Source organism: Kribbella sp. NPDC049584 (assembly GCF_040675555.1).
GTDB lineage: Bacteria > Actinomycetota > Actinomycetes > Propionibacteriales > Kribbellaceae > Kribbella.
The window spans coordinates 160,998-185,718 of sequence record NZ_JBFAPF010000006.1 but is presented as its reverse complement, the minus strand read 5'-3'; the positions used below and the strand labels follow the sequence as shown (position 1 = coordinate 185,718).

Sequence of the window (24,721 nt, the reverse complement as noted above, 5' to 3'; positions counted from 1 at the left end):
GAGGTGGACGCCGTCAGCTGGAGACGCGGTGACTCAGGTCAGCGCAGACACAGCGCGCTGGAGACCCGGAGAAGGTCGATGTGGAGCCGGTAGTACGGCGGCTTGCGCGTCATCCCCGTCTCCTCTCGTCGCTCGTGTCATTTCAGTATGCGACGCCCATCAAAGTTTAGTAAGTCAGTCGACAACGCTCTCAAAATATGGACAGCTCACCCGTGTGCACCTCCGGCAGGCGAGTGTGCAGGGGTTCTGGTTCCGGGGCGGCAGCGCGGCGCAGGGCGACCCGCCTGCACTCATGGGTCATGCACACCCCACACGGGCACGCCGATCACGAGGCGAGGCTCGTGGCCGACCTGCGCCTGACCGCCTCACGCTACCCAGCCAACCCTGGACTGCGGCGCGTGATCACCGACCCGACCGCCGGCAGCCTACGTTTCGCCGAGCTCTGCAAACAGGAATGTGAGCTCCCGCGCCGATCGGGTACCGGATTCGGGCAGGAGGTGGCTCGCATGTACGACGTGTTGATTCTGGTGGAAGAAGAGCTGAGCGTGGCCGACGCGGAACGGCTCGTGGAGCTGTACGCCGGCGCGCCCGGCCGGGTCAAGTTCCACCTGATCTTTCCTTGTGAGGACGCTCAGGCCCAAGTCGAAGCATCGCTGACGAACCTCGCCGGGCCCGAGCTGTTCGGCGTCGCGACGCAGCGGTACGCCGTCGGCGCGGACGACGAGGTACGAGCCGCGGCCGAGGACGCCCAGCTCGCCATTGATGCCCAGGCGACTGAGGCGCTGCAACGCAGCGTCGGCCGTTTGCGATCCTTCGATCGCGAAGCTGACGGCGTGATCACCCGCAAACACCCGGTCGATGAGCTCGTCGAGTACATCGAGCGCGTGAACGGGCAGGAGGTTGTCGTACTGACCCGACCACACGTGATCGCCGAACTGCTCCACGTCGACTGGTCGGCCCAGGCCCGGCGGCACCTCGGCGTACCCGTGCTCCACCTGCTCGAACTGCACCAGGACAGCACCATCGAGCACGAGCCGTGACACCACCGACCCGTTGATCCTGCGGGAACGCCCGACAAGCACGCTGCTCTTACAGCCACAAGCCGAGCTGGAGGTGACCACACCATCACGCCAGACGTCCACGCCCTGTGGAACTGCAGGACGCACCGTCCGCGGAGGACACCTGTTCGCCGGCAGCGGCCAGCTGGGTCCGGCACCCACATCACCGGCTCTCGAACTCGAGCCACCCGATGGATGATGCTGGGGGGCGAGGCGCCTTCTGGCATGCCGACGCTACTGGACCGCCGAACCCAACCAGGCAGCCAACTCCCGACTCTGCCTCTTTCTTTCCCTACCTTTCTTGCTTCAAGGCTATTTCAGCTCGGCTGACGTCTTCCCCAGCAGGCGTCTGGCGACGATGAGCTGCTGGATTTGTTGGGTGCCTTCGAAGATGTCGAGGATTTTGCTGTCTCGGGACCATTTTTCGAGGAGTTCGTGTTCGGAGTAGCCGAGGGAGCCGGTTAGTTCTACGCAGCGGAGGGTTATGTCGTTGGCTGTGCGGCCGGCTTTGGCTTTGGCCATGGAGGCTTGCAGGGAGTTAGGTTGGGCGTTGTCGGCCATCCAGGCGGCCTGGAGGGTGAGGAGGTAGGCGGCTTCCCAGTCCGCCTCCATCGCGAGGTACGTCGCGGCGGCGGCCGGCTGGAGATGGACGGGGCGGTCGTAGTCGATTTGTACGCCGGCATCCGCCAACAGGTCGCGGGTGAGTTCGAGGGATGCACGGGCGCAGCCGACCGCCATCGCCGCGACCAGCGGGCGGGTGTTGTCGAAGGTCTGCATGACGCCGGCGAAACCCTGGTCGATGTCGGCCGTGCCGAGCAGGTTCTCGCGCGGTACGCGGCAGTTCTCGAAGCGGATGGTCGCGGTGTCGGACGCGCGAATGCCGAGCTTGTGCTCGAGGCGCTCGACCGTCATACCTGGCGTGTCCTTCATGACCACGAACGACTTGATCGCGGCCCGGCCCAGCGTCTTGTCGAGCGTCGCCCACACCACGACGGCATCGCAGCGGCCGCCGGCGGTGACGAAGATCTTCTCGCCGTTCAGCACGTAGTCGTCGCCGTCGAGCCGCGCGGTCGTCTGGATGTTCGCGGAGTCGGAGCCGCAGTCCGGTTCCGTGATCGCCATCGCGGCCCACACCCCGTCGAACCGTCGCAGCTGCTCGTCGGATGCCACGGACGCGATCGCCGAGTTGCCGAGTCCCTGCCGCGGCATCGAGAGCAGCAGTCCGACGTCACCCCAGCACATCTCCATGATCGACAGCACCGAGGACAGGTTCGACCCGTTCACGACACCGTCCCCCGACGCCGCATCGGAGGCACTACGCCGTACGCCGGAAGCCCCGGCGCCCGAACCGGTGCCAGAGGCACCTAATCCGTCGACCATCGCGGCGAGCATGTCCAGCTCGACCGGGTACTCGTGCTCGGCCAGGTCGTACCGGCGCGAGTTCGGCCGCAGCATCTCCGCCGCGACCTGGTGCGCCTGGTTGACGAAGGTCCGGAACTTGCGTGGAGTCTCGAGGTTGATCATCAGACCAGCACCGCCCCTTCCATCACGGCGGTCGCTCGCAGGTCGCGGTACCAGCGCTCCACCGGATGCTCCTTCACGAATCCGTGCCCGCCGAGCAGTTGTACGCCGTCCGTCCCGATCTGCATGCCCTTCTCGGTACACAGCCGCCGCGCCAACGCCACCTCCCGGGCGAACGAAAGCCCTTGGGTGGCACGCGATCCGGCCCGATACGTCACGAGCTTCATGCCTTCGAGCTCGATCCCGATGTTCGCCACCATGAATGCCACCGACTGCCGATGACTGATCGGCTCGCCGAAGGCCTCCCGCGAGTTCACGTACGGCGTGACGTAGTCGAGCACCGCCCGCGCCGTACCGAGGGCGAGCGCACACCACCCGAGTCGCGACAACCGCACGCATTCGGCGTAGTCATCCACGGACCCAAGCGGGACGGCCGGTACGTCGGTCAAGATCACCCGGCACAGCGACGCCGCCCGCAACCCCATGGACGGCTCCGCCTCGATCACCACGCCCGGGTCATCGGCCTCCACCACGAACAGCCGCGGACCCGCGTCCGTCTGCGCCCCGATCACGAACAGCTCCGCCTCGGCACCCCGCGGTACGAGCGACTTCACGCCGTTCAACAGCCCACCCGTGTACCGCGTCCGCAGCTCGAACGGATCGAACACCGGCCGCGGCTCCACCAGCGCCAACGCGGCCGCCGGGACGGTCTGGCCAGTGAACGCGGGCAAGTACGTCGCCTGCTGCGTCTCGTCGCCCCATAACGAGATCGCCGTGCTCACCGCCGACGGCGCCAAACACGCGACTGCCTGCCCCATGTCGCCGTACGCGAGCGCCTCGGCGACCAGTACGCCGGTCATCGCGGACCGCTCGGTGACGATGCCGCCGAGCTCCTCCGGGACCTCGATCAGGCTCAGCCCCAGCTCGGCCGACGCCTCCAGAACCTTGGCCTCCGTGGCGCAGCGGGTGTCGGCGGCAGAAGCAGCGGGCCGCAGTACGTCGGACGCGAACGAGCGGACGACGTCGACCATCATCTGCTGGTCCTCGGTCGGCGTCAGGTCGAACCGCCCGGTCCCCTTCGCGGCAGGCAGCCGCGACGGCCCCGACAACCCCGGCAACCCAGTCAGCTTCGTCGCCGCGGAGAACCGCCGGGAGAGCGCTCCCGCCGTCCGGAATCCGGTCTTGGTCGCCTCGAACACCGCCCGCTCCGCCGGCTTCCGCAGCCCGAACCGATCGATGGCCCGCGATCGGGCCAGTTTGTTGAGCAGGGCCACACCGACCCCGATCGCGTCCCGGCGCCCGCGGGTCTTCTCCTGAAGGCTCATACCGCTAACTGTAAACCGAAGTTACAACCCAGGTCACGCTGGTAGCCTGACGCAACCGGTCCGAAGGGAGCGCAGCAGTGGCGGTCAGCATGTCCGACGTGGCCCGCCACGCGGGCGTGTCCCAGCGCACCGTCTCGAACGTGGTGAACAACTACGTCCACGTCTCCCCCGCGACCCGCGCCCGCGTCCAGGCCAGCCTCGACGCGCTCGGCTACCGCCCGAACACCGCGGCCCGCCGCCTGCGCAGCGGCCGCACGGGCACCGTCACCCTGGCCGTGCCCACCTTCCGCGAGCGGTACTTCGCCGACCTCGCCGAAGCCGTCATCGCCGCCGCCCGGGACCGCGGGACGACGATCCTCGTCGAGACGACCGGCGGCCGCCACGACCTCGAGGTCGAACTGCTCCGCGGTGGGGGCGACGTCCTCACCGACGGCGTGATCATGAGCGCGGTCTCCCTCAGCCGCGCCGACCAGCGCAGTACGCACCCGGTCGTCCTGGTCGGCGACCGTGAGCCGGGCAGCGCGATCGACCACGTCGGCATCAAGAACCGGGAGGCCGCACAGGCGGCCGTCACGCATCTGCTCGACACCGGCCGACGGCGGATCGTCCTGCTCGGCGCGAACCACGGCCCGAGGCGCTCGTACCAACTGCGTCGTCAGGGCTATCAGGCCGCGCTCAAGAAGCACGGTCTCGAGCTCGACCCCAGGCTGATCGTCGACTGCGACTGGACCACCGCCGCGGCTGCGGACGCGGTCACCCGCACCTTCGAAGCGCTCCGTCCAGACGGCATTTTCGCGATGAACGACTCGGCGGCGCTCGGTGCGCTCCGGGCGCTGCAGCGCGGCAAGATCGACGTCCCGGGCGACGTGTCGGTCATCGGCTTCGACGACATCGTCGAGTCGAGTCTGTCGACGCCGACGCTCAGCACGATCGCCCCGCTGCTCGACGACATCGCGAGCACCGCGCTCGACCTGCTCGAGGAGCAACTCGACGACGATCACGTCCCGCAGCACCGGATGGCCGGCTACGAACTCCGCGTCCGGGAGAGCACCACCCGCTGATCGACCGTTCCCGGGACAAGTCCTTGTGGACAGGATTTGCTACGTAGTAAATTCCGGCAGCATGACCCGCACCGCTCTCGCCCCCAGGTTCACCGGCGCCGGAAGGATCGAGTTCGCGGACCACGAGTACCCAGACCCCGGACCCGGCCAGCTCCTCCTCGCCGTCCAGGCCAACGCCCTGTGCGGCACCGACCGGCACCAGTACTACGACGGCTCGTCCGTGGTACCCGGACATGAAGCCGCGGGCACCGTCCTGCAAGCCGGCGAAGGCACCCATACACTCGTCGGCACCCGCGGCGCCGTGTTCCTGATGGACTTCTGCGGCGAGTGCCGCAGCTGCAAACTGAACGCCACCAACCAGTGCCTGGCCAAGCGGGCCGACATGGGGTTCAGCCACGACGGCGGCTACGGGCCGTACGAGCTGGTGCACGAGTCGAACTTCTTCCCGGTCACCGACGACATCGAGATCGGCAACGCGACGATGCTGCTCGACGTGATGGGCACCAGCAGCCACGCGATCGGGCGGGCGTCACTGGTCAGACCAGACGTCGAGAGCGTGTACATCGCCGGCGCTGGTCCGATCGGACTCGGCCTGACCGTGATGAGCAAGCTCAAGTACGGCGCCGACGTACCGGTCTACGTCTCCGACTTCTCCCGCTGGCGGCTCGATTTCGCCGAATCGTTCGGCGCGATCCCCTTGCTCGCGGACGATCTGAGCAAGGCCGGCTCTCCGGACATCGCGTTCGACTCGTCGGGCAAGGAGTCCGCCCGGCGGGCCGCGCTCGACATCGTCAGCCAGCGCGGCGCACTGATCTGCGTCGGCCACGGCGAATCACTCAGCATCGATGTCTCCCAGGACCTGATCTCGCCCGAACACGCCATCCTCGGCAGCGAGTACTTCCGGTACGACGAGATGCCGGGCAACCTCGCGCTGCTGTCGGAGCACCAGGAGCTGATCTCCCGCGTGATCAGCCATCGGTTCCCGGTCGCGGAGATCGCCGATGCGTTCAGCCTGTTCATGAGCGGCGAGAGCGGCAAGGTCGTTGTCACACAGGAGGGTGCGTCATGAGGGTCGCGGTCGTCGGCGCCGGTGGGTGGGGCGAGCACCACGCCCGCATCTTCTCGCGACGCGAGGACACCGAGCTGTGCGGCATCTTCGGTCGTACGCCGGACCGCACGCGGGCGCGGGCCGAGAAGTACGGCACCACGCCGTACACCGACCTCGACGAGATGTTGCGCACCGAGCAGCCTGAGCTCGTCACGGTCTGCCTGCCGAATGAGGACCACTACGACGTCACGCTGAAGCTGGTACGGACCGGCGTACCGCTGCTGGTCGAGAAGCCGCTCGTGTTCGACCTCGCCGAGGCCGACCGCCTGCTCGCGGAGGCGGGCGACAACTTCTTCGCGATCAACTTCAACCACCGGTACGCCGAACCCGTGCAGCGCGCGAAGGCCCTCATCGAGGCCGGCGAACTCGGCGACCTCGTCTTCGCGACCTGGCGTTTCGGCGGCGAGGCGAACCACGGGAACTCCCCGCACGCCAACCTCATCGAGACCCAGTGCCACGGATTCGACCTACTCGAGCAACTGGTCGGACCAGTAGCCTCAGTAGCCGCGCAGATGACCGACAAGACGTACGGCGCCTTCAGCACGGTCGCGCTCGCACTCGAGTTCGAGAACCGCGCGGTCGGCACGATGCTCGGCACGTACGACTCGTCGTACGCCTACCCCGACACGCAACGGATCGAGGTCAACGGCACGGCGGGCCGACTGGTCATTCACGACACCGTCCGCGCGCTGACGTTCCAGAAGGCCGGCGACCCGGTCGAGCAGCGCTGGCACTCGACGTACTTCGACGACGAGTCCCGCAATTTCGCCGGTACCTTCGACCGCCACGTCGACGCGCTGCTCACCGCACTACGCAAGGGCGAGCAACCACCCGTCCACGCACGCGCCGGCCGCCGGGCCTTACAGCTCGCACACGCCGCGATCGAGTCCCACGAGAGCGGACGCCGGGTCAGCACGTCCTGACGTCAGTACGATCCACTCCATGGACCGGACCAACGCACTCGTCGAGCGGATCTTCCGGAACGCCGGAGCCGCGCTCGAGCTCTACTCCATCTACCTCGGCGAGCGCCTGGGGCTCTACCGGGCGCTCGCCGACGAAGGCCCCGCGACCTCGGTCGAGCTGGCCGAACGCACCGGCACCAACGAGCGCTACATCCGCGAGTGGCTCGAGCACCACGCCGCCAGCGGTCTCGTCGACGTCGACAACGCCAAGGCGCCTCCGACCGAACGGCGCTACACCTTGCCGGCAGAGCACGTTCCCGTGCTCGCCGACGAGGACGACGTCAACTATCACGGCTACAAGGGCGTCGAGCTCGCGCGAGCGGCCAGGATGCTCCCGGATCTGGTCGAGGCATACCGCTCCGGCGACGCCCCACCACACCAACCGTGGGAACCCGAGGGGCGGGCCGAGTTCAACCGCCCGACGTACCTGAACCGGCTGGGCAAGGAGTGGCTGCCCGCCATCCCCGAGGTCGACGAACGCCTCCGTGCAGACCCGCCGGCCCGAGTCGCCGACTTCGCGTGCGGCACCGGCTGGTCGTCGATCGCGATGGCCCAGTCCTATCCCCGGATCACCGTCCAAGGCGTGGATCTGGACGAGGACGCCATCGCAGCAGCAAGCCGGCACGCCGAAGAAGCCGGGTTGAGCGATCGGGTCACGTTCTCCGTCGCCAATGCATCCGAGACCTTGAACGGACAGTTCGACCTGGTCACGATCCTCGAAGCGCTCCACGATATGTCGCAGCCCGTCGACGCGCTACGCACCGCCCGAAGCATGCTCGCCGACGGCGGTTCGGTCCTGATCCTGGATGAGCTGGTCGAGGACGAGTTCACCGCACCGGCATCCGCGCTCGAGCAGTACCACTACGGCTGGAGCTTGATGTCCTGCCTCCCCGACGCGATGGGCGACCCGGACTCGGCCGCGACCGGCGCGGTGATGCGCCCGGACACGCTCCGCCGCTATGCCGCCGAGGCCGGGTTCAGCCAGATGCACGTGCTCCCGTTCCACACCGACCTGTTCCGCTTCTACCGACTCATCCCGTGATCGCGTCGGCCTTCGCCTGCAGGTAGCGCTGCTCCGGCAGGCTCGTCGTACGGCGGGCTGCCGCCAGGTAAAGCTCGTGCGCCGTGGCCAGGTCGCCGGCCCGCTCGTAGAGATGGGCGCGGACGGCGTCAAGGCGGTGGGTCTCGGTGATGTTCTTGTCGTCCTCGAGCGTCGCGAGCAGGTCGAGACCCGCCTGCGGACCCTCGACCTGTGAGAGCGCGATGGCGCGGTTGAGGGTCACCATCGGGTTCGGGGCGAGCTTCTCCAGTACGACGTACAGCGAGAGGATCTGCCGCCAGTCGGTCTTGTCCGCACTCGGCGCCTCAGCATGTACGGCGGCGATCGCGGCCTGCAGCTGGTACGGCCCGACCCCTCCCCGCTGCAGCGTGTGCAGGATCAGGTCGGCGCCCTCGGTGATCTGCGCACGGTCCCACAGTGACCGGTCCTGCTCGTCGATCGGCACCAGGCCGCCGTCCGCGGTCGTGCGCGCCGCGCGGCGCGAGTCGGTCAGCAACATCAATGCCAGCAGGCCCGCGGTCTCGCCGTCGTCCGGCAGCGCGGCACGCAACATCCGAGTCAGCCGGATCGCCTCCGCGGTCAACTCGACCCGCTGCAGCTCCTCCCCCGAGCTCGCCGTGTAACCCTCGTTGAAGATCAGGTACAGCACCTGCAGTACGACGCGCAGCCGCTCGGCCCGCTCCGACTCCGGCGGCATCGCGAACCGGCTGCCCGCCGCCTTGATGCTCTTCTTCGCCCGGCTGATCCGCGGCGCCATCGTTGCCTCCGGCACCATAAAGGCCCGGGCGATCTCCGCCGTCGTCAGACCGCCGACCGCCCGCAACGTCAACGCGACCTGCGACGCGGGCGTGACGGCCGGATGGCAGCACAGGAACAGCAACGTCAACGTGTCATCGGTATCCGGGGCGTCGTCGACATCGGCGCCCGGGGCAACCAACTCCTCCGGCCCGGCCATCGCGGCGACACTGTCCTCACGCCGCCGCCGCGCGCTCTCGCTCCGGAACGCGTCCGTCAACCGCCGCGTCGCAACGGTTATCAACCAACCCCGCGGATTCGCCGGCACGCCGTCGACCGGCCACTGCGTCGCCGCCGCCAGCAAAGCCTCCTGGACAGCGTCCTCACACAGGTCGAACTGCCCGTACCGCCGAGCCAAGAACCCCAGCACCTGCGGCGCCAACTCCCGCAGCAACCCGTCCACCACGTTCAGTCCTCCCCTCGATACGTCCACCCCGACCATCCGTCAGCACGGATCGCAATCACCGGACCCCGCGGCGGATCCGCCTCGTACTGCGGGTACTTGGCCACCAGCAACGCGACCGCCGCCGCATCGGACGCCACGACCCGCGCGACCCCGTCGACCCGCACCCACCACAGATGCGTCCAATCCTCGTCGTACTCATCCACGAGTACTGCGACCCGCTCGTTCCCGGCGATGTTCCGCAGCCGCTTCAACGCAGTCGTCGTCTTGGGCTTCTGATCAATCCCGATGAACAACTCGTCCCCGTGCACGGCGTACGTCACCGGCACGACGTGAGGCCGCAGGTCGGATCCCACGGTCGCGAGCCGTCCCACCCGCGCAGCCGCCACCCGAGCCCTACAGCCGGCCTCGTCGAGTCTCACCGTTGGAGGTGGCGCAGGGCGGCGGTGGGGAGGGTGCGGGTTACGGGGCCCAGGATGGAGGCGTCGCGGATTGCGGTGCGGGCGGCCAGGTGGCCGCAGGCGCCGTGGACGCCGCCGCCGGGGTGGATGGCGGAGCTGCCCAGGTACAGGCCGGTGACGAAGGTGCGGGCGCTGCCGAGGCCGATGGTCGGGCGGAAGACGAGTTGCTGGTGCAGCTGCATCGTGCCGCCGCCGAGGGCGCCGAAACCGAGGGCTGCGTTGCTCGACTCCAGCGCGGACGGGCGCTGCAGGTCGCGGGCGATGACCAGGTCGCCGAATCCCGGCGCGAACCGTTCGATCGCGCGCTCCATCCGGCCGGCGAGCTTCTCCGCGGCCGCGTCGTCCGCGATCCCGCGCGGCAGGTGCGAGTACACCCACACCGCCTCGCTGCCCTCGGGTGACCGGGACGGATCCGACTTCGTGGTCTGTCCGATCAGCAGGAACGGCTGCGCCGGGATCCGCCCGGTGTCGAGATCCGCGGAGGTGTGGACCAGATCGTCCGCGGTCCCACCGAGGTGTACGACGCCGGCCGACTGCGCCTCCATTGCCTTCCACGGGATCGGACCGCTGAGCCGGAAGTTCAGCTTGACCGTCGGGTAGTCCCACTCGAACCGGTCATCCAGATCACGTCGCAGCCCCGCCGGAATGAGTGCCTCCGGCAACAATTCGCCGTACAGCGCCGGTGCCGACGTGTCCGCGATGACGGCACGCGCGACCGAGACGGTCTCACCGGATGCAGTGTGTACGGCGGTCACCCGGCCGGCGGACACGGCGACGCGCGTCACCGGCGTGCCCGAGACCAGCAGCGCGCCCGACCGCTCTGCCCGGCGTACCAGAGCGCCGGAGAACTCCGATGATCCGCCGGCCGCGACCGGATACCCGACGTCCTGCGCCAGCATCGCGAGCAGCCAGCCCATCGTGCCGCTGACGCTGCCCGACAACGGCGCGTCCGCGTGCAGCGCGTTCCCGGCCATGATCGCCGGGCCCTGCCGCCCGGTGAACAGCTCCTGCCCCATTCGGTGCATCGGCATCGCCATGAACCGCGCGAACCGCAGCAGCTCCCCCACCGAACCGAGCTTCCGCGCCAGCTTGATCCCCGGCCCGACCGGCGGCCAGGTGGTGAGCAGTGCGCTCAGCAAGGGCTCCCGGATCGAGACGTACTGCTGGTACAGCCGCAGCCAGGCTTCGCCATCACCCGGGTGCTCGGCGCCGAGCGACTTCGCGGTGTCCTCGGGATCCGGGTGGATCGCCGCCGCGGCGCCGTCCTCGTCGAGCAGGTGCACCAGCGGCAGCGGGGCATTCGCCCATTTCAGGCCGAACTTCTCCAGCTCCAACGCCCGGATCACCGGGGACGCGACCCCGAGCGGGTAGTTCGAACTGAAACGATCACTGATCCAGCCGCCCTCCTCGGTCGACCGGACCGCACCGCCGAACGTGTCGGCGGCCTCCAGCAGCAGCACGTCCCAGCCCGCGTCGGCAAGCGTGATCGCGCTCACGAGCCCGTTCGGCCCGGAACCGATCACGACGGCATCAACCCTGCGCGGCAGCATAGTTCGAGACTAACCGGAGCGGGAGGAGATCTCCCGCATGAGGGTGGTCAGCTCGCGGGCGCGCCCGATCATGGCGGGGTCGACCATCCGGCCGTCGGGCAGGACGATGACGCCGCCGTCGGAGACCCCCGCCTTCTCGACTGCCTCCAGCAACGCCTCCGCCTCGGCCACCTGGACAGCGGTCGGTGTGAAGGCTTCGACGATCGTGGACAGCTGGCGCGGGTGGATCGCCGTACGGCCGACGAAGCCGAGCGCCCGCCCCTCCAACGACGTACGCCGAAGCCCGTCGAAGTCGTCGACCCGGGGATACACCGACATCATCGGCGCGCCCAGCCCGGCCGCCCGCGACGCCGACACCAGCCGACTGCGCGACCACGCCAGCCCGGCCGCGTCGTCAACGCCGAGCGCGCTGGACAGATCGGCCTCACCCAGCGCGACCGCGATCACCCGCGGATCGGCGGTGGCGATCTCGAACGCGCGCTCAACGCCCAGCGGTGACTCGATCAGCGCGGTGATCCTTGCCGAGGGCACCTTCTCCAGCACGGCCCGCACCTCGGTCGCGCTCTCGACCTTCGGCAGCCGGATCCGCGCCGACGGTACGGCGGAGACCGCGGCCAGGTCGTCCTCGATCCAGGGCGACCCGAGCGCGTTCACCCGGATCTCGACCGGCCGGCGCGCGTTCGCCGCGATCCAGGCGACCGCCCAGCCGCGCGCGTCCGCCTTGGCGTCGACCGGTACGGCGTCCTCCAGGTCGAACACCACCAGATCGGGGCCCGCGGCAACAGCTTTCGCGAACCGGTCCGGCCGGTTGGCCGGAACATACAGTGCCGTCAGCACCTTGAACGCCCCCTCCAGGCCATTACCACACGGACTACACGACCCCGGCAGCCCGCAACGCGTCGAGTTGGTCCGGGGTGACGCCGATCTCCGCGAGCACCTCGTCGGTGTTGGCGCCGTGCGGCCCGCCGGCCCAACGGATCGACCCCGGGGACTCGGACAACCGGAACAGCACGTTCTGCATCTGCACCGGGCCGCCGAGTTCGTCGTCGTCGACGCTGATGATCGTGCCGAGTGCGGCGTACTGCGGATCGCTCATGATCCCGCGGATGTCGTGCACCGGGCCGACCGCGGCCTCGGCCTTCTCGAACTCGGCCATCACCTCGTCCAGGCCCCTCGACGCGATCCACGAACCGACCGCGTCGTCGAGCTCGTCGGCATGCTCGGCCCGCTCCCGCCCGGTCGCGAACCACGGCTGCGCGACCAGATCGGCCCGTCCGACCAGCGTCACCACCCGCTCGGCGATGCTCTGCGAACTCGTCGACACGGCGACCCATCGACCGTCGGCGGTCTTGTACACGTTCCGCGGCGCGTTGTTCGACGACCGGTTCCCCAGCCGCGGCTGCACGTACCCGGTCTGCTGGTACGCCGTGATGCCGCCGCCGAGCATCATCAGGATCGGCTCGATGATCGCCATGTCGATCACCTGCCCCGCCCCGGACCGATCCCGCTCGCGCAGCGCGACCAGGACGGCGTACGCCGTAGCGAGCGCGGTGATCCCGTCCGCGAGCCCGAACGGCGGCAGCGTCGGCGGACCGTCCGGCTCACCGGTGACCGCCGCGAACCCACTCATCGCCTCGGCCAACGAGCCGAACCCTGGCCGCCGCGACCACGGACCGACCTGGCCGAATGCCGTGACCCGCGCGATCACCAACCGCGGGTTCGCCTCCAGCAACACGTCCGGCCCGAGACCCCAGCGCTCCAAGGTGCCCGGCCGGAAGTTCTCGACCAGGACATCATGAGACTTGACCAACTCGAGGAACACGTCCCGCCCGCGGGACAGGTCGAGCGTCGCGAGCCGCTTGTTCCGCCCGAGGGTCTTGAACCACAGCCCGACGCCGTCCTTCGAAGCACCGTGCGTCCGCGCCGCATCCGGCCGGGACGGGTGCTCGATCTTCGTCACGTCGGCGCCGAAGTCACCTAGGAAGGTCGCCGCCAGCGGTCCCGCGAACAGCGTCGCCGCCTCGAGCACCTTCACCCCGTCGAGAGGAGCAGGTCTCATCCCGCACACCTGAAGCCGATGGTCTCCGAACGGTCGAGACCACCGCCGGTCAGCACCAGCTTGAAGCTGACCTCGGGCGGCTGCGGCCCGCCGTCGGCATACCAATCGGAGCCCTCGGCCGCGTAGTGCGAACCGCCCTTGAGGATGCAGAACCGGCTGCGGCCGTCGCGGTGCTCGCTCTCGGTCAGGTTCCACACCAGTGGCTCGCGGCGTTCGAACCCTTCGACCGCCGCGGCAACCTGCCACTCGTCCTCGGTCGGCAGCCGCCCGCCACGCCACGCGGCGTACGCGCGCGCATCCGGCAGGTCGACGTACGTGACCGGGTGGTCCTCGGTCCCGGGAACCGGCGCGCCCTCGACCCAGTGCTTCAGGAACCGGTTCGCGACCACGGGCCGGTATCCGGTCGCCTGGATGAACTCGGAGTACTCCTCGTTGGTCACCTCACGCACCGCGACCGAGATGCCGGACAGCTCGACCTCGCGCTTGACGGTCTGGATGTCGTGCAGGCGAGGCGGCAGCGGCTTCCACTCCTCGACGTACGGCGCTGTGTCGTACAGGCCGGTCTCACGCCGGCGGTGCCGCACGATCAACGTCCGCGCCCCAGCCGGTACGTCGACCGTCGCGCCGATCGACGCGTCACCGGCGACAGCCGGCACCGCGACCAGCTCGGCCGGGCGCATCGGGAACGCGGCCTCGCGGACATGTGCCCGCGGCATCGTGCCCAGCCGACGCGCTGTCGCCCGGCACGAAGCGCCGGCGGTCGCGCCGACCCGGACGATGCCGGCCACACCGCGGCCCGGCACGACCAGGTGGACACCGTCGTCGTCCGAAGTGATCGGGACGCCCGACGTCACGTCGTACCAGTCACCGACCTGATCCTCCGACCGCAGCACGATGCCGTCGAAGTCCTCCTCGTCGCGGTTGATCAGCGTCCAGAAGGTGATGTCGGCCAGGTCGAACCGGGATCCGTAGACGCCGTGGTCGCGGGCCTTCTCCGGGATCTCCGGCGTCAGCTGGATCCAGTCGCCGTCGATCAGCACCGGCGCGAACGCACGCTGCGCGGCGACCATCCGGCGCAGGGTCGCCCGGTCGCGGGCGTTCCAGCCGACCCAGGCCGAGAACACCGACTCCCAGACCAGCATGCCGACGCCGTTCACCCAGGCGGACTGCAGCTCGTCGCTGTGGTCGCGGTTCCACCGGCGGGTGTGATGCATCATGTGCCGGCGCTCGAACAGGTGCGCACGCAGCACGCCCGGCGCTTCGGTGTCCGCGAACCACTGCGCCCAGGACAGCGCATGGTCCGAAATCCTTGCCATCGGCAACCTTGACTCGCCCTCGAACGCGATCGCCGGGTTCGCCCGGCGGAGCGCGCGGGTGAAGGCGGGATCGCCTTCCTTCAACGTGTCCAGGAAGACGCCGTCGACAGCGAAGTCCGTCACCAGCGCCGCGAACTCGTCCGCGTCGGAGCGGGCCGACCGCCGGGTGCCGACGTCCCACGGGTTGTAGTCGAAGAACACCTTCAGTCCGAGCCGGTGCAGGTCGTCGACCAACGCCCGCAGCCCCGGCACGTCCCGGTAGAAGTCGAACTGGTTCCGGTCGTCGATCCCGATCACCGGGTACGCGTGCCAGAGCACGATCGCGTCGTGCCCGCCGAACTCGTCCAGCCCGTGCTGGACGAACTTCTCCGGCGTGAACTTCCCGCTCTCCACGTCGTACAGCAGGTCGTCCCAGAGCCAGACGAGCGCCACCGAGTACGCCGTCTGGGTCCATGCACGACCGGGTTCGTCGTAGTGCGAGCCGTCGTACCGCGTCCGCTCGATGGCGCCGAACCGCCACTCGGCCAGTTTGGCGCGCCACCGCGGCAGGTCGACCGGGTCTTCCGGCGCACCGAGGATCTTGGCGTCGTCCAGGAAGGACAAATCGGTCCCGAGCCCCAGGTCGACCCTCGCGGGCAGATCGATGGGCCGCGGTTCAAGCGGATTCACAGGTACACCTCCGCATAACGCGCGTCGATTGCATCCCCGTGAGGCACCGAGGAGATCGCCCCCGCGGCTTGAACACTCAATGAAGCAGCAACGTTAGCGCGTCGGACGGCGTTCGTCAGGTCGCTTCCAGTGATCGAGTCGTTAGCTGACATGGCAGCTAATACAGAAGCCAATGCTGCGGCCAGCACCCCACAGAACGTGTCGCCCGCAGCCGTCGTGTCCACCACCTCGACAGGTACCCCGGGAACAGCGATCTCATCCTCGTCCCGGGTCAGAATCACAGCGCCTTCGCCGCCCAGGGTGACGATCGCGGCCGGCACCCTCTTCAGCAGCGCCGACCGGTCCGGACCGCCGATCGCCTCGGCCTCGGTCTCGTTCACCACCAGCAGGTCGACCTCGGCGAGCAACTCGTCGGAGAGATCCGCGGCCGGGGCCGCGTTGAGGATGAAGTACGTCGATGCCGCGGCCGCGGCCTGCACCGTCGGAAACGGGATCTCCAATTGGGAAAGCACGATTTTCGCTTGTCCGATTGCGGCCAGCGCGTCAGCCGACAGGGTCAGCTCGCCGTTCGCACCCGGGGCGACCACGATCGAGTTCTCGCCGCTGTCCTCGACCGTGATGATCGCCGTACCCGTCGGGGCGTCGCCGGTCGTCGTCAGCGAGAGGTCTACGCCGGCGCCGCCGAGCGCATCGCGTAGCAGCGCACCGCCGTCGTCCGCACCGAGCGCGACGACCATCGCCGTCCGTGCACCCGCCCGCGCCGAGGCGACCGCCTGGTTGGCTCCCTTACCGCCCGGCCCACGGCTCATCACACCCGCGAGAACGGTCTCGCCCGGGCGCGGAATCCGCTGGACCGGTAACACCAGATCCACATTCGCACTGCCGACTACGACAACATCCGGAACCTCAGACTGCACCCCGCGACACCTCCACAGTCCTAGCCGCCAGTTCGTCGATCGCGATCTGGTTCATTCCCGGGAGGCTTGTGGTCACCCGGTTGTCCAGTGGTGTGGACCACTCTGCCGGAACCCCACGCGTCGCGCCAAACACGGCGCCCACCGTGGCGCCGGCCGAGTCGGTGTCCCAGCCGCCCATCACCGCGCGACCGATCGCGGTGGTGAAATCCGGAGCGGTCAGCGCGTACGCCGTGAGTGCGGTGTTGTTCACTGCGTGCACCCAATGCAGGTCGCCGTACTCCGCATGCAAAGCGTCCAGGGCGTCGTCGAGCTCCGCATCCGCGAGCGTCAGGCCGAAGCGGACGGCACGGGCGATCGCACCTTGCCCGTCGACCACCTCGAGGCCGGCGCCAACGGCCTCGACCGGATCGTCGAGGACCAGGGCGGCCGCGGACATGGCTGCTACCCAGAGTGCGCCATCGACTCCGGCGCCGGTGTGGCTGAGTCGGGCGTCGACGAGGGCCAGCCGCGCGGCCGCAGTACGGTCGCCGGGGTTCGCCCAGCCGTAGGCGTCGGTGCGGATCTGCGCGCCGATCCACTCGCGGAACGGGTTCCCGACGACGGCTGCGCGGGCCGGCTCGACACCCTCGAGGAGGTTGCGGTAGGCAACACGTTCCGCGGTGAACACGCGTCCGGCCGGCAGCTCGTTCAGCCAGCTCAGCGCGACGTCCTCGGTGGTCAGTCCCCGCCCGTGCCGCTCCATCATCAGCAGCGCGAGGATGGCGAAGTTGATGTCGTCGTCCTCGGGCATCCCGTTGATGACCTCGCGCAGGCTGTTCACCTTCGACCGCCGGTTCCACGGCCACCGCCGCTGCACGTCGTCCGGCACACCGACAGCGGTGATGTACTGCGTCAACGGCCATTGCCCCGAGGCCGCGAGGATCTCCCGGATGCCCTCGCGCGGGATCTTCTCCACCGGCTTGCCGAGCAGGTTGCCCGCACACCGGCCGAGCCACGCGTTCAACGTCCGCGCCTCGACGTCGACCGGTTCGCCGAGCGACGGCAGGTCAGGGATCTCCGGCTCGTGCCACGCCGCGGTCCGTGCGTCGAGTACGTCGAGCAGCTCGCGGGCCAGTGCGCGCAGTGCGGGTGGCGCGGGCTCGGCGGAGGCGCCCGAGACGGGAGCATCCGTCGTACCGCCTGCTGCCAGCCAGCGGGCCTGGACGTCGGTGACGTCGACACCCTCGGACCGCGCCTGGACCAGCTGGTGCGGGAGCAGGTCCTCCGGCTGGACCCAGGTCATTCTCATCGCGTCAAAGTCTCCAGTACTTCGGTGCGCCGCGCCCATCGACGCGCGTCGGCGGCCTGCAGGTCGACGGCCACCGAGGCCATCACCCGTCCCGGCTCGATCAGGTCGGTCTTGCTCGCTTCGGCGATCTCGGCGGCCCAGTCCGCTGGTACGCCGTCGCGCCCGCTCAACGCCCCGGTGATCGCGCCGGCCATCGACGCGATCGAGTCCGCGTCGCGGCCGTAGTTCGTGCCGCCGAGGACCGCCCGGCGTACATCGCCTTCGGACACCAGCACGAAACCGAGCGCGACCGGGAGCTCCTCGATCGCCTTCGTCCGGCTCGGACGACGGGCGTCCATCGACAGCTCGCGGTAGTTCGGGCCGACCGTGTCGTAGGGCTCGATCGCCTTGCGCAGCAGGGGAATTGCCTGCTCCCAGTCGGTCACCCCGTCGCCTTGTGAGACAGCTTCGGCCACGGCCTCGACGGCGCTCCGGGTGCCGTCCTTGGCAAGGCCGAGCGCTGTCTCGACCGCGGACGCGGGGGTCGCGCCCGGGATCATCGCGGCGGCGACGGCGGCCGCGAACACGCCGGCCGCCTCCCGCCCATAGCTCGACTGGTGCGCGCCGGCGACGTCGAGCGCCTCGGCGTACGCGCCCTCGGGATCGCCGGCGTTGGCGATCCCGACCGGCGCCATGTACATCGCCGCACCACAGTTCACGATGTTGCCGACGCCGGCCTCGCGCGGGTCGACATGCCCGTAGTGCAGCCGGGCGACCAGCCACTTCTCGGCCAGGAACACCCGCTGCAGCAGCAGCGCGTCCGCCTCGAGCTCGGGGACCCAACGGGTCCCTTTGAGCATCTTCGGCACCAGCGACTCCGCGATCGCGTACGCGTCGAGGTGGGCGCGGCGTTCGTCGTACACCTCGACCAGCGCGTGCGTCATCAGGGTGTCGTCGGTGATGTGCCCGTCGCCCTTGTGGTACGGCGCGATCGGGCGCGCCGTCCGCCAGTCGTCGTACCACGGGCCGACGATGCCGGTCACCCAGCCACCGTGCCGTTCCCGGATCGCCTCCGGGGTCCAGCCCTCGACGGCTCCACCGATCGCGTCACCGACCGCGGACCCGACGAGGGCACCTACCGACTTCTCTTCCAGCCTGCTGGTCTTCTCCGGCGTCACTGGTTGACCTGACCCCATCCATCGCTCAGTTTCTTGCCCAGGGCAGCCAGATCGGTCTTGTTTGCCAGATACTCCTGCAGGGCCGGCGTGGCGATCTGGTCCTTCCACTTCGGGTAGTTCTCGACGCTCTGGAACGGCGCCTTGGTCAGTTCGGCGCCGCTGGCAAGTGTCTGCTGCCAGCCGTCCTTACCGCCGGTCGTCTTGAGGATCGCGTCCCGGGCCGCCTGCGTGGTCGGGATCAGCCAGTCGCCCTGGCCGACCGCGGCCAGGTTCTCGGCCTTCATGAAGTAGTCGATGAACTTCGCCGACTGCTCGATGTGCTTGCCCTCGGCCGGCACCGACAGGGTCTGCGGGTTCGCGGCCTGCTTGGTGCTGGTTCCCTTCAGCGGCGGCAGCACCTCCCACTGGAAGGTCTTCGGCGCCTCCTCGAGGATCTGCTGCGCGACATAGTTGCCGGCCACAATTATCCCGTACTTGCCGGCGTAGAACCCGGGCAGTACGTCGGACGCGCTCTGGGTCAGCGAGGTCGGGTCGATCGACTTGTCCGTGTAGGCCATGTCGTGGATCCGCTTCGGCACCTCGAGCTCGGCGTCCCCGATCGTCGCCTTGGCGTCCTTGCCGGTGCCGTCGAAGAACTTGCCGTCGAAGTTCATGCCGAGGTTCAGCACCGTCGCGGTCGGGCTCTTCAGCCCCCAGCCGAGTCCGTACTTGCCGCCGGCGGTCAGCTTCTTCGCGTCCGCGGCCAGGTCGTCCCAGCTCAGCGAGTCACCGGTCGCGGTGATCCCGGCCTGCTTGAGCATCGCGGAGTTCGCCAGTACGACGTACGACTGCATCAGGGTCGGCGCGCCGTAGATCTTGCCGTCGTTCGAGACCGTGTCCCAGACGCCCTGCGAGACGGCGTCCTTGGTGCCCTGGCTCAGGTACGGCGAGAGGTCCGCGAGGTAGCCCTGGTTGATGAAGCCGGTGATGTCGGCGGACTCGTCGTGGATGATGTCCGGCGCGGTCCCGCCCTGGAACTGTGTCACCAGCTGGTCGTGCACGGAGTCCCAGCTGCCCTGGACGTACTCGACCTGGATGTTCGGGTTGGCGGCGTTCCAGTCGGCGACGATCTTCTTCGTCGCGGCCACTGTCGTCTTCTGGAAGGCGAGGCTCTGGAACTTCAGCGTCACCTTCTCGTTCGACGATCCCGAGTCACCGGAGCTGTTGTCGCTGTTGCCCCCGCAGGCCGCGAGCGCCACCAGTGCGCCCGCCGCCGCCAGAGCGGTCAGTGCTTTCTTCATTGCATCTCCTCAAACCCAACTACCACGTCTTTTGGTTTCCTTGGTTTCAACCCTTGACTGCGCCGCTCAGCAGGCCGGAAGTCAACCGGCGCTGCAGGAAGGCGAAAAACACCAGGCTTGGGACAGTTGCGAGTACGGACGCGGCCGCCAACGGGCCGAACTGCACCTGGCCCTCGGCGCCGACGAAGCGGGCGAGCACCAGCGGAAGTGTTTTGAGTTGCGGGTCCTGCAGCAGGACCAGGGCGAAGAAGAACTCGTTCCAGGCCGAGATGAAGGTGAACATCGCGGTCGCGATCAGGCCTGGCCGGAGCAGCGGCATCACGATCGACACGATCGTCCGCAGCCGGCTCGCGCCGTCGACCGAGGCCGCCTCTTCCAGCTCGCGCGGCACGGCAGCGACGTACCCCTGCAGCATCCACAGCGCGAACGGGAGCGACCAGACCATGTAGACGATCACCACGCCGGGGATCGTGTTCGTCAGGTGCAGCGGCCGCAGGATCATGAACAGCGGGATCACGATCAGGATCACCGGAAACACCTGGCTGACCAGGATCCAGCCGTTCGTCAGCGGCCGCAGCCTGCTGCGGAAACGCGCCAGTGCGTACGAGACCGGCAGCGCGACGATCAGCACCAGGATCGTGCTGTAGATCGAGATCTGCAGGCTGTTGCCGAGGCCGCGGACCAGGCCCTGTTCGTTCAGCGCGTCGGTGTAGTTGGAGAAGTCGACGTGCTTCGGCAGGATCGACGGGGTGACGCTGGCGAACTCCCTCGGCGACTTCAGCGAACTCGAGATCAGCCAGAGCAGCGGGAAGCCGAGGAAGATCAGGTACGCGAGGACCGCGATGTACTGGAGCGCTCGGGTAGCGGGTCGGGTTCTCATGCTTCGCTCCGCAGGCGGTTCCGCAGGTAGAAGAACAGGAACAGGATGATGATGACGACCATCACGTCACCCATCGCGGCGGCCATGCCGAAGTTGCCGTAGCGGAACGCCTCGTTGTAGGCGAACAGCATCGGCAGCATCGTCTTGCCGCCCGGGCCGCCGGCCGTCAGCACGTAGACCAGGCCGAACGAGTTGAAGTTCCAGATCATGTCCAGGCTGGTGATCGCCACGATGACGGTCCGCAGCTGCGGGAGCGTGATGTTCCAGAACTGGCTCCAGGCGCCGGCGCCGTCGACCGCGGCCGCCTCGTACAGGGTGCGGTCGATACCTTGCAGACCGGCGAGGAGGGTGACCGTGGTCATCGGCATACCGACCCAGATACCGACCACGATCACGGCCGGCAGCGCCGTACTGAAGTTGCCGAGGAAGTTGATCGGGTGGTCGGTGAGGTGCAGGTTCTGCAGGATCTCGTTGACCGGGCCGTTGGTCGGGTGCAGCAGCAGGCGCCACATGATCGCGACGACCACCGGGGGCATCGCCCACGGGATCAGCGCGAGAGTGCGGGCGACACCGCGGAACTTGATGTCGGTGTTCAGCAGCAGCGCGAGACCGAGTGCGGCCACGAACTGCAGGATCGTGACCGACAGCGTCCAGATCACACCGATCCGGAACGAATCCCAGAACAGATTGTTGTGCAGCAGCTTGCTGAAGTTGTCGAAGCCGACGAAGTTGGTCTCCACATGCAGACCGGCACGCGCGTCGGTGAAGCCGAGCGCGATGCCGCGGATCAGCGGATAGACGCTCAAGATCAGCACCGGTAGCAAGGCCGGCAGGAACAGGAAGATCGCTTCCCTGTTCTGCTTGGGCTTACCCGGCTTCTGCACCTGCGTCGGCGCGGTCAGGGTCGCCGTCACGGGGTGGACCTCCTGATACTCAACGACGGCTGTACCACGATGCGTCGCGGCGTCCGGTCGTTGTCCTCAATCCTTGCCAACAGCAACTCAGCCGCCCGTCGCCCTCGCTCGGCCGACCCCAGGTTCACGCTCGTCAATGTCGGAAAACACTGCTCGGCCAACTCACTGTCGTCCATCCCCACCACAGCCACGTCCCCCGGCACCTCAAGCCCCACCGCGGCCAACTCGTGCATAAGTCCCACGGCCAGCAGGTCATTCGCACAGACCACCGCGTCGAACCCGCCGGCGGTCAGCAGGTCGGGGGCGGCTGTGCGGCCGGCGGCGAAGGTGAAGTCTGTTGCCTCGGCGACTGCGATCGGCTCCAACCCGTGTGCTTTCAAGGCATCCGCGAAGCCCTTGGCCCGGGCGGCACCAGGGACGGTGTCTGCCGGGCCGTTCAGGAAGGCGATTCGGTTGCGGCCGCGGGCAACCAGGTGCTCGAGGGCGAGCAGCATGCCCTTGGGGGAATTGGCTCGGACGGTGTCCACGCCGGCCTTCGCGGGGACGTTACCGGCTACTACCACCGGCACCTCGCACTCGCGGATCGACTTGACCAGGTCTTCGTCGACGCGAATCGGGCTGATGAGCAGCCCGTCGGCGTACCCACGCGCCATCCCACGCACCAACGCGACCTCGTCGACCACATCCGGCCCGGTCGTCGTCACGACGAGCCGATAACCCGCCGCGGAGACGACCTCCTCGACGGCTCGCATCATCGTCACGTAGACCGGGTTACCGACATCCGCGACCGCCAGTGTCAGCTGGAACGTCCGCCCGACCTTCAGGGATCGCGCACGTGCATCCGGTACATAGCCCAGCTCCTGGACCGCTCGCTGGACCCGCTCGACCATCTCCTCGGTCGCGGGCAACCCGTTCAGGACGCGTGACACCGACGCCACCGAGACCCCGGCCGCCCGGGCCACCCCAGCGATCGTCGGACGACTCACGCCAACCTCCTGTAATCGTTCTTGTAATCGTTTACAGGACCGACCATAGGATGCCTGGAAACCCGTCGTCAAGACCGCGACGGGCCGAGACGGGATGTGGTTCCCGTCTCGGCCCGCCGGTTCCGGTCAGCCGCGGGTCAACACCGCGTGCTGAGTTGTGGGTTGGGGAGCACAGCGCTGGTCAGGGTTCCGCCGAAGCGGGCCAGGTCCGGTGTGCCGTACTGCGCCGTCTTGCCGAAGGCCTGCACCGTCCGGTTCGGGATCACGTTGCCGAAGTTCCACACGCACACGCGCGAACCCAGCGACGAGCGGCCCAGGCTCCAGAACGGATAGAACGCCGCACCGACCGGCTTCGCCGTACACCCTGCTCCGGTCCGGGTGTTGCAGAGGATCTCGGACGCGGCCACGTTCGTCTCGAACTGGATCGAAGGGTACGGATGGATCCCGCCGGTGAACGGCCCGAGATACTCGAACGAGGTCGGGTGACCGCGTGACCCGTCCGGCCAGTCGGCCTGGTACGACGACCCGTCGAAGTCGAGATCGCCGTTCTGGAAGACATTCTCCTGGCAGCCGGCAATCGGCCACCGTTCCACCACCGCCTTGCCGTTCACGTACGTCGTCCGCGGGCCGGCGATCATGCAGTTGGCGCCGGAGAACTCACAGTTGACGCCGCTGGCGGAGTCGTTGGTCGGACACGCGGCGCCGTTCTCCGTGGTCGCGTTCTGGCAGAGCCCGGTGGCCGGATCGCACGGCCCCTCGCCGGAACCGTTGCCTTCGGCACCACCGTTGCAGACCTGGTAGACCTTCGCGTCGGAGAAGCTCTGAGCGTTGGCGAACGTCTCGCTGACCGGCAGCTGACTCGACACGGACCCGCAGGTCTCGAAGTGACCGAGCTCGTCCTGCATCAGGACGCCACCCTCGAGGGCAGCCCACGGCACCTGGTTCTGCTGCTGGGCGCTGCTGTACTCCGGGTGGAAGTCGAACGGTGTGCCACTGCAGTCGGCGATGTTCGTGTTCATGAAGCCGTTCGCCGCGCTGGCCACGATCGACCCGCTCCGACCGGTACTGAGATCGTCGATCCGGGCGAGTAGGCCGTGCGCGGTGTCGCGCATCACCACCCGAAGAACGTCGCCCTGGTGCATCTTCAGGGTCTTGCGGTTGGGTGTCAGCGTGGACACGTCGGTGAGCTGCGGACTCGGCGGACCGGACGGCACCCCGTCGGTCTGCAAGTAGGAGAAGTTCACCGGCTCGATGCAGTTGTTGTTGCAGGTCGCGAAGCCGAAGGTACAGGCCAGGCTGTCGATGGTCAGTGCGGCGCACCACTGGGTGCGGTCACAGCTGGGACTGTCGATGAACGGGGTGAAACCCGGCGGGTAGAGCTGCAGCTCCATGAACGCCGATCCGGCTGCGTTCGGGTTGTTGACCTGCGACTGGTTGGCGTCACTGGTCGGCGTGCACGGGTTCTGCGGATACGACTTCGGGTCGCACAGCGGCAGGCCGAACCACGGCGCCGGGCTGAGCTCGGCGTACTTGCTGACCTTCGGGCTGTTGACGGTCGGCTTCGCGTTCGGGTCCTTGGACAGCCGCATCAGGTAGGTGATGTCACTCGCACTGCCCGGCCGGCTGGAGATGAACTTCACCGACGGCTCGTCGTGCCCGATGTAGTGCTCGTTGTCCTCGAACCGCCAGGGGACGCCGTTGCGATCGATGGTGATCGGGTCGGTACACAACCCGCCCAGTCCGTGCTTGACGGATTTGTACTTCGGGCTGAACCCGTTGCAGTCCATCATGTTGGTCGCGTTCGGCTTGACCGTGGCCGGAGCCGCGGCCGTTGCTTGCCATCCCAGAGCCGGCATCATCGCGATCGCGAGTGTGATGACGGCGGCACCTATTCCCCACCGATAACCCGATCTGCGCATCGGCGTGCCTCCAGCGCAAGATGGGAGGCCCG

22 protein-coding genes are annotated in these 24,721 nt (G+C 68.3%); 5 read left to right on the top strand and 17 right to left on the bottom strand.

Annotated elements, in window-relative coordinates; genetic code table 11:
• Positions 1–38: 38 nt before the first annotated feature.
• Positions 39–113: a putative leader peptide gene (locus AB0J62_RS22185; RefSeq protein ID WP_355483003.1), complete on the bottom strand. Its 75-nt coding sequence runs from the start codon at positions 111–113 to the stop codon at positions 39–41.
• Between the two features lie 393 nt (positions 114–506).
• Here AB0J62_RS22185 and AB0J62_RS22180 point away from each other — a divergent pair, with 393 nt between their 5' ends.
• Entirely contained in the window at positions 507–1,040 is a 534-nt protein-coding gene (locus AB0J62_RS22180; protein ID WP_363874041.1) for a hypothetical protein, read from the top strand.
• A gap of 330 nt (positions 1,041–1,370) precedes the next feature.
• Here AB0J62_RS22180 and AB0J62_RS22175 read toward each other — a convergent pair whose 3' ends face one another.
• Together AB0J62_RS22175 and AB0J62_RS22170 are read right to left on the bottom strand one after the other, a co-directional pair.
• Complete coding sequence (locus tag AB0J62_RS22175) at positions 1,371–2,582, bottom strand: acyl-CoA dehydrogenase family protein (protein WP_363874037.1); 1,212 nt, start codon at positions 2,580–2,582, stop codon at positions 1,371–1,373.
• Positions 2,582–3,904 (bottom strand): acyl-CoA dehydrogenase family protein, encoded by a 1,323-nt coding sequence (locus tag AB0J62_RS22170; RefSeq protein WP_363874034.1) that lies wholly within the window; start codon positions 3,902–3,904, stop codon positions 2,582–2,584. Before AB0J62_RS22170 ends, AB0J62_RS22175 begins: the two co-directional genes overlap by 1 nt.
• Positions 3,905–3,981: 77 nt before the next feature.
• Between AB0J62_RS22170 and AB0J62_RS22165 the strand changes: the two genes are divergently transcribed.
• The 4 genes from AB0J62_RS22165 (at position 3,982) to AB0J62_RS22150 (ending at position 8,077) form a co-directional block, all read left to right on the top strand.
• A complete protein-coding gene (locus AB0J62_RS22165) occupies positions 3,982–4,965 on the top strand; it encodes a LacI family DNA-binding transcriptional regulator (protein WP_363874031.1) in 984 nt (327 codons plus the stop codon).
• A 61-nt stretch (positions 4,966–5,026) separates the two neighbouring features.
• Complete coding sequence (locus tag AB0J62_RS22160; RefSeq protein ID WP_363874028.1) at positions 5,027–6,034, top strand: alcohol dehydrogenase catalytic domain-containing protein; 1,008 nt, start codon at positions 5,027–5,029, stop codon at positions 6,032–6,034.
• On the top strand, positions 6,031–6,996 hold the full coding sequence (locus AB0J62_RS22155) for a Gfo/Idh/MocA family oxidoreductase (protein ID WP_363874025.1): 966 nt from the start codon (positions 6,031–6,033) through the stop codon (positions 6,994–6,996). Before AB0J62_RS22160 ends, AB0J62_RS22155 begins: the two co-directional genes overlap by 4 nt.
• A gap of 19 nt (positions 6,997–7,015) precedes the next feature.
• Positions 7,016–8,077 (top strand): methyltransferase domain-containing protein, encoded by a 1,062-nt coding sequence (locus AB0J62_RS22150; RefSeq protein WP_363874022.1) that lies wholly within the window; start codon positions 7,016–7,018, stop codon positions 8,075–8,077.
• Here the strand turns inward: AB0J62_RS22150 and AB0J62_RS22145 are convergent.
• From AB0J62_RS22145 to AB0J62_RS22080, 14 genes are all read right to left on the bottom strand, one after another.
• On the bottom strand, positions 8,067–9,332 hold the full coding sequence (locus AB0J62_RS22145; protein WP_363874019.1) for a DUF6596 domain-containing protein: 1,266 nt from the start codon (positions 9,330–9,332) through the stop codon (positions 8,067–8,069). The genes AB0J62_RS22150 and AB0J62_RS22145 overlap by 11 nt on opposite strands.
• Positions 9,299–9,715, bottom strand: coding sequence for a TIGR03668 family PPOX class F420-dependent oxidoreductase (locus AB0J62_RS22140; RefSeq protein WP_363874016.1), 417 nt, complete (start codon positions 9,713–9,715; stop codon positions 9,299–9,301). The genes AB0J62_RS22145 and AB0J62_RS22140 overlap by 34 nt, the downstream gene beginning before the upstream one ends.
• Positions 9,712–11,304: an NAD(P)/FAD-dependent oxidoreductase gene (locus tag AB0J62_RS22135; RefSeq protein ID WP_363874013.1), complete on the bottom strand. Its 1,593-nt coding sequence runs from the start codon at positions 11,302–11,304 to the stop codon at positions 9,712–9,714. Before AB0J62_RS22135 ends, AB0J62_RS22140 begins: the two co-directional genes overlap by 4 nt.
• 9 nt (positions 11,305–11,313) lie before the next feature.
• Positions 11,314–12,141 (bottom strand): CoA ester lyase, encoded by an 828-nt coding sequence (locus AB0J62_RS22130; protein ID WP_363874010.1) that lies wholly within the window; start codon positions 12,139–12,141, stop codon positions 11,314–11,316.
• A gap of 34 nt (positions 12,142–12,175) precedes the next feature.
• The gene (locus AB0J62_RS22125) at positions 12,176–13,363 is read right to left on the bottom strand and encodes a CoA transferase (protein WP_363874007.1); all 1,188 of its coding nucleotides are present in this window, start codon (positions 13,361–13,363) and stop codon (positions 12,176–12,178) included.
• Positions 13,360–15,348, bottom strand: a complete 1,989-nt coding sequence (locus AB0J62_RS22120) for an SUMF1/EgtB/PvdO family nonheme iron enzyme (protein ID WP_363874004.1) — start codon at positions 15,346–15,348, stop codon at positions 13,360–13,362. The genes AB0J62_RS22125 and AB0J62_RS22120 overlap by 4 nt, the downstream gene beginning before the upstream one ends.
• Entirely contained in the window at positions 15,345–16,265 is a 921-nt protein-coding gene (locus AB0J62_RS22115; protein ID WP_363874001.1) for a ribokinase, read from the bottom strand. The genes AB0J62_RS22120 and AB0J62_RS22115 overlap by 4 nt, the downstream gene beginning before the upstream one ends.
• Positions 16,255–17,553, bottom strand: coding sequence for an ADP-ribosylglycohydrolase family protein (locus tag AB0J62_RS22110; protein ID WP_363873998.1), 1,299 nt, complete (start codon positions 17,551–17,553; stop codon positions 16,255–16,257). The genes AB0J62_RS22115 and AB0J62_RS22110 overlap by 11 nt, the downstream gene beginning before the upstream one ends.
• The gene (locus tag AB0J62_RS22105; RefSeq protein WP_363873995.1) at positions 17,550–18,710 is read right to left on the bottom strand and encodes an ADP-ribosylglycohydrolase family protein; all 1,161 of its coding nucleotides are present in this window, start codon (positions 18,708–18,710) and stop codon (positions 17,550–17,552) included. The genes AB0J62_RS22110 and AB0J62_RS22105 overlap by 4 nt, the downstream gene beginning before the upstream one ends.
• Positions 18,707–19,990, bottom strand: a complete 1,284-nt coding sequence (locus AB0J62_RS22100) for a sugar ABC transporter substrate-binding protein (RefSeq protein ID WP_363873992.1) — start codon at positions 19,988–19,990, stop codon at positions 18,707–18,709. Before AB0J62_RS22100 ends, AB0J62_RS22105 begins: the two co-directional genes overlap by 4 nt.
• A gap of 46 nt (positions 19,991–20,036) precedes the next feature.
• Positions 20,037–20,870, bottom strand: a complete 834-nt coding sequence (locus tag AB0J62_RS22095) for a carbohydrate ABC transporter permease (protein WP_363873989.1) — start codon at positions 20,868–20,870, stop codon at positions 20,037–20,039.
• Positions 20,867–21,784, bottom strand: coding sequence for a sugar ABC transporter permease (locus AB0J62_RS22090; protein WP_363873986.1), 918 nt, complete (start codon positions 21,782–21,784; stop codon positions 20,867–20,869). Before AB0J62_RS22090 ends, AB0J62_RS22095 begins: the two co-directional genes overlap by 4 nt.
• Positions 21,781–22,770, bottom strand: coding sequence for a LacI family DNA-binding transcriptional regulator (locus AB0J62_RS22085; RefSeq protein WP_363873983.1), 990 nt, complete (start codon positions 22,768–22,770; stop codon positions 21,781–21,783). The genes AB0J62_RS22090 and AB0J62_RS22085 overlap by 4 nt, the downstream gene beginning before the upstream one ends.
• Positions 22,771–22,907: 137 nt before the next feature.
• Positions 22,908–24,689, bottom strand: coding sequence for a hypothetical protein (locus tag AB0J62_RS22080; protein WP_363873974.1), 1,782 nt, complete (start codon positions 24,687–24,689; stop codon positions 22,908–22,910).
• Positions 24,690–24,721: the final 32 nt, after the last annotated feature.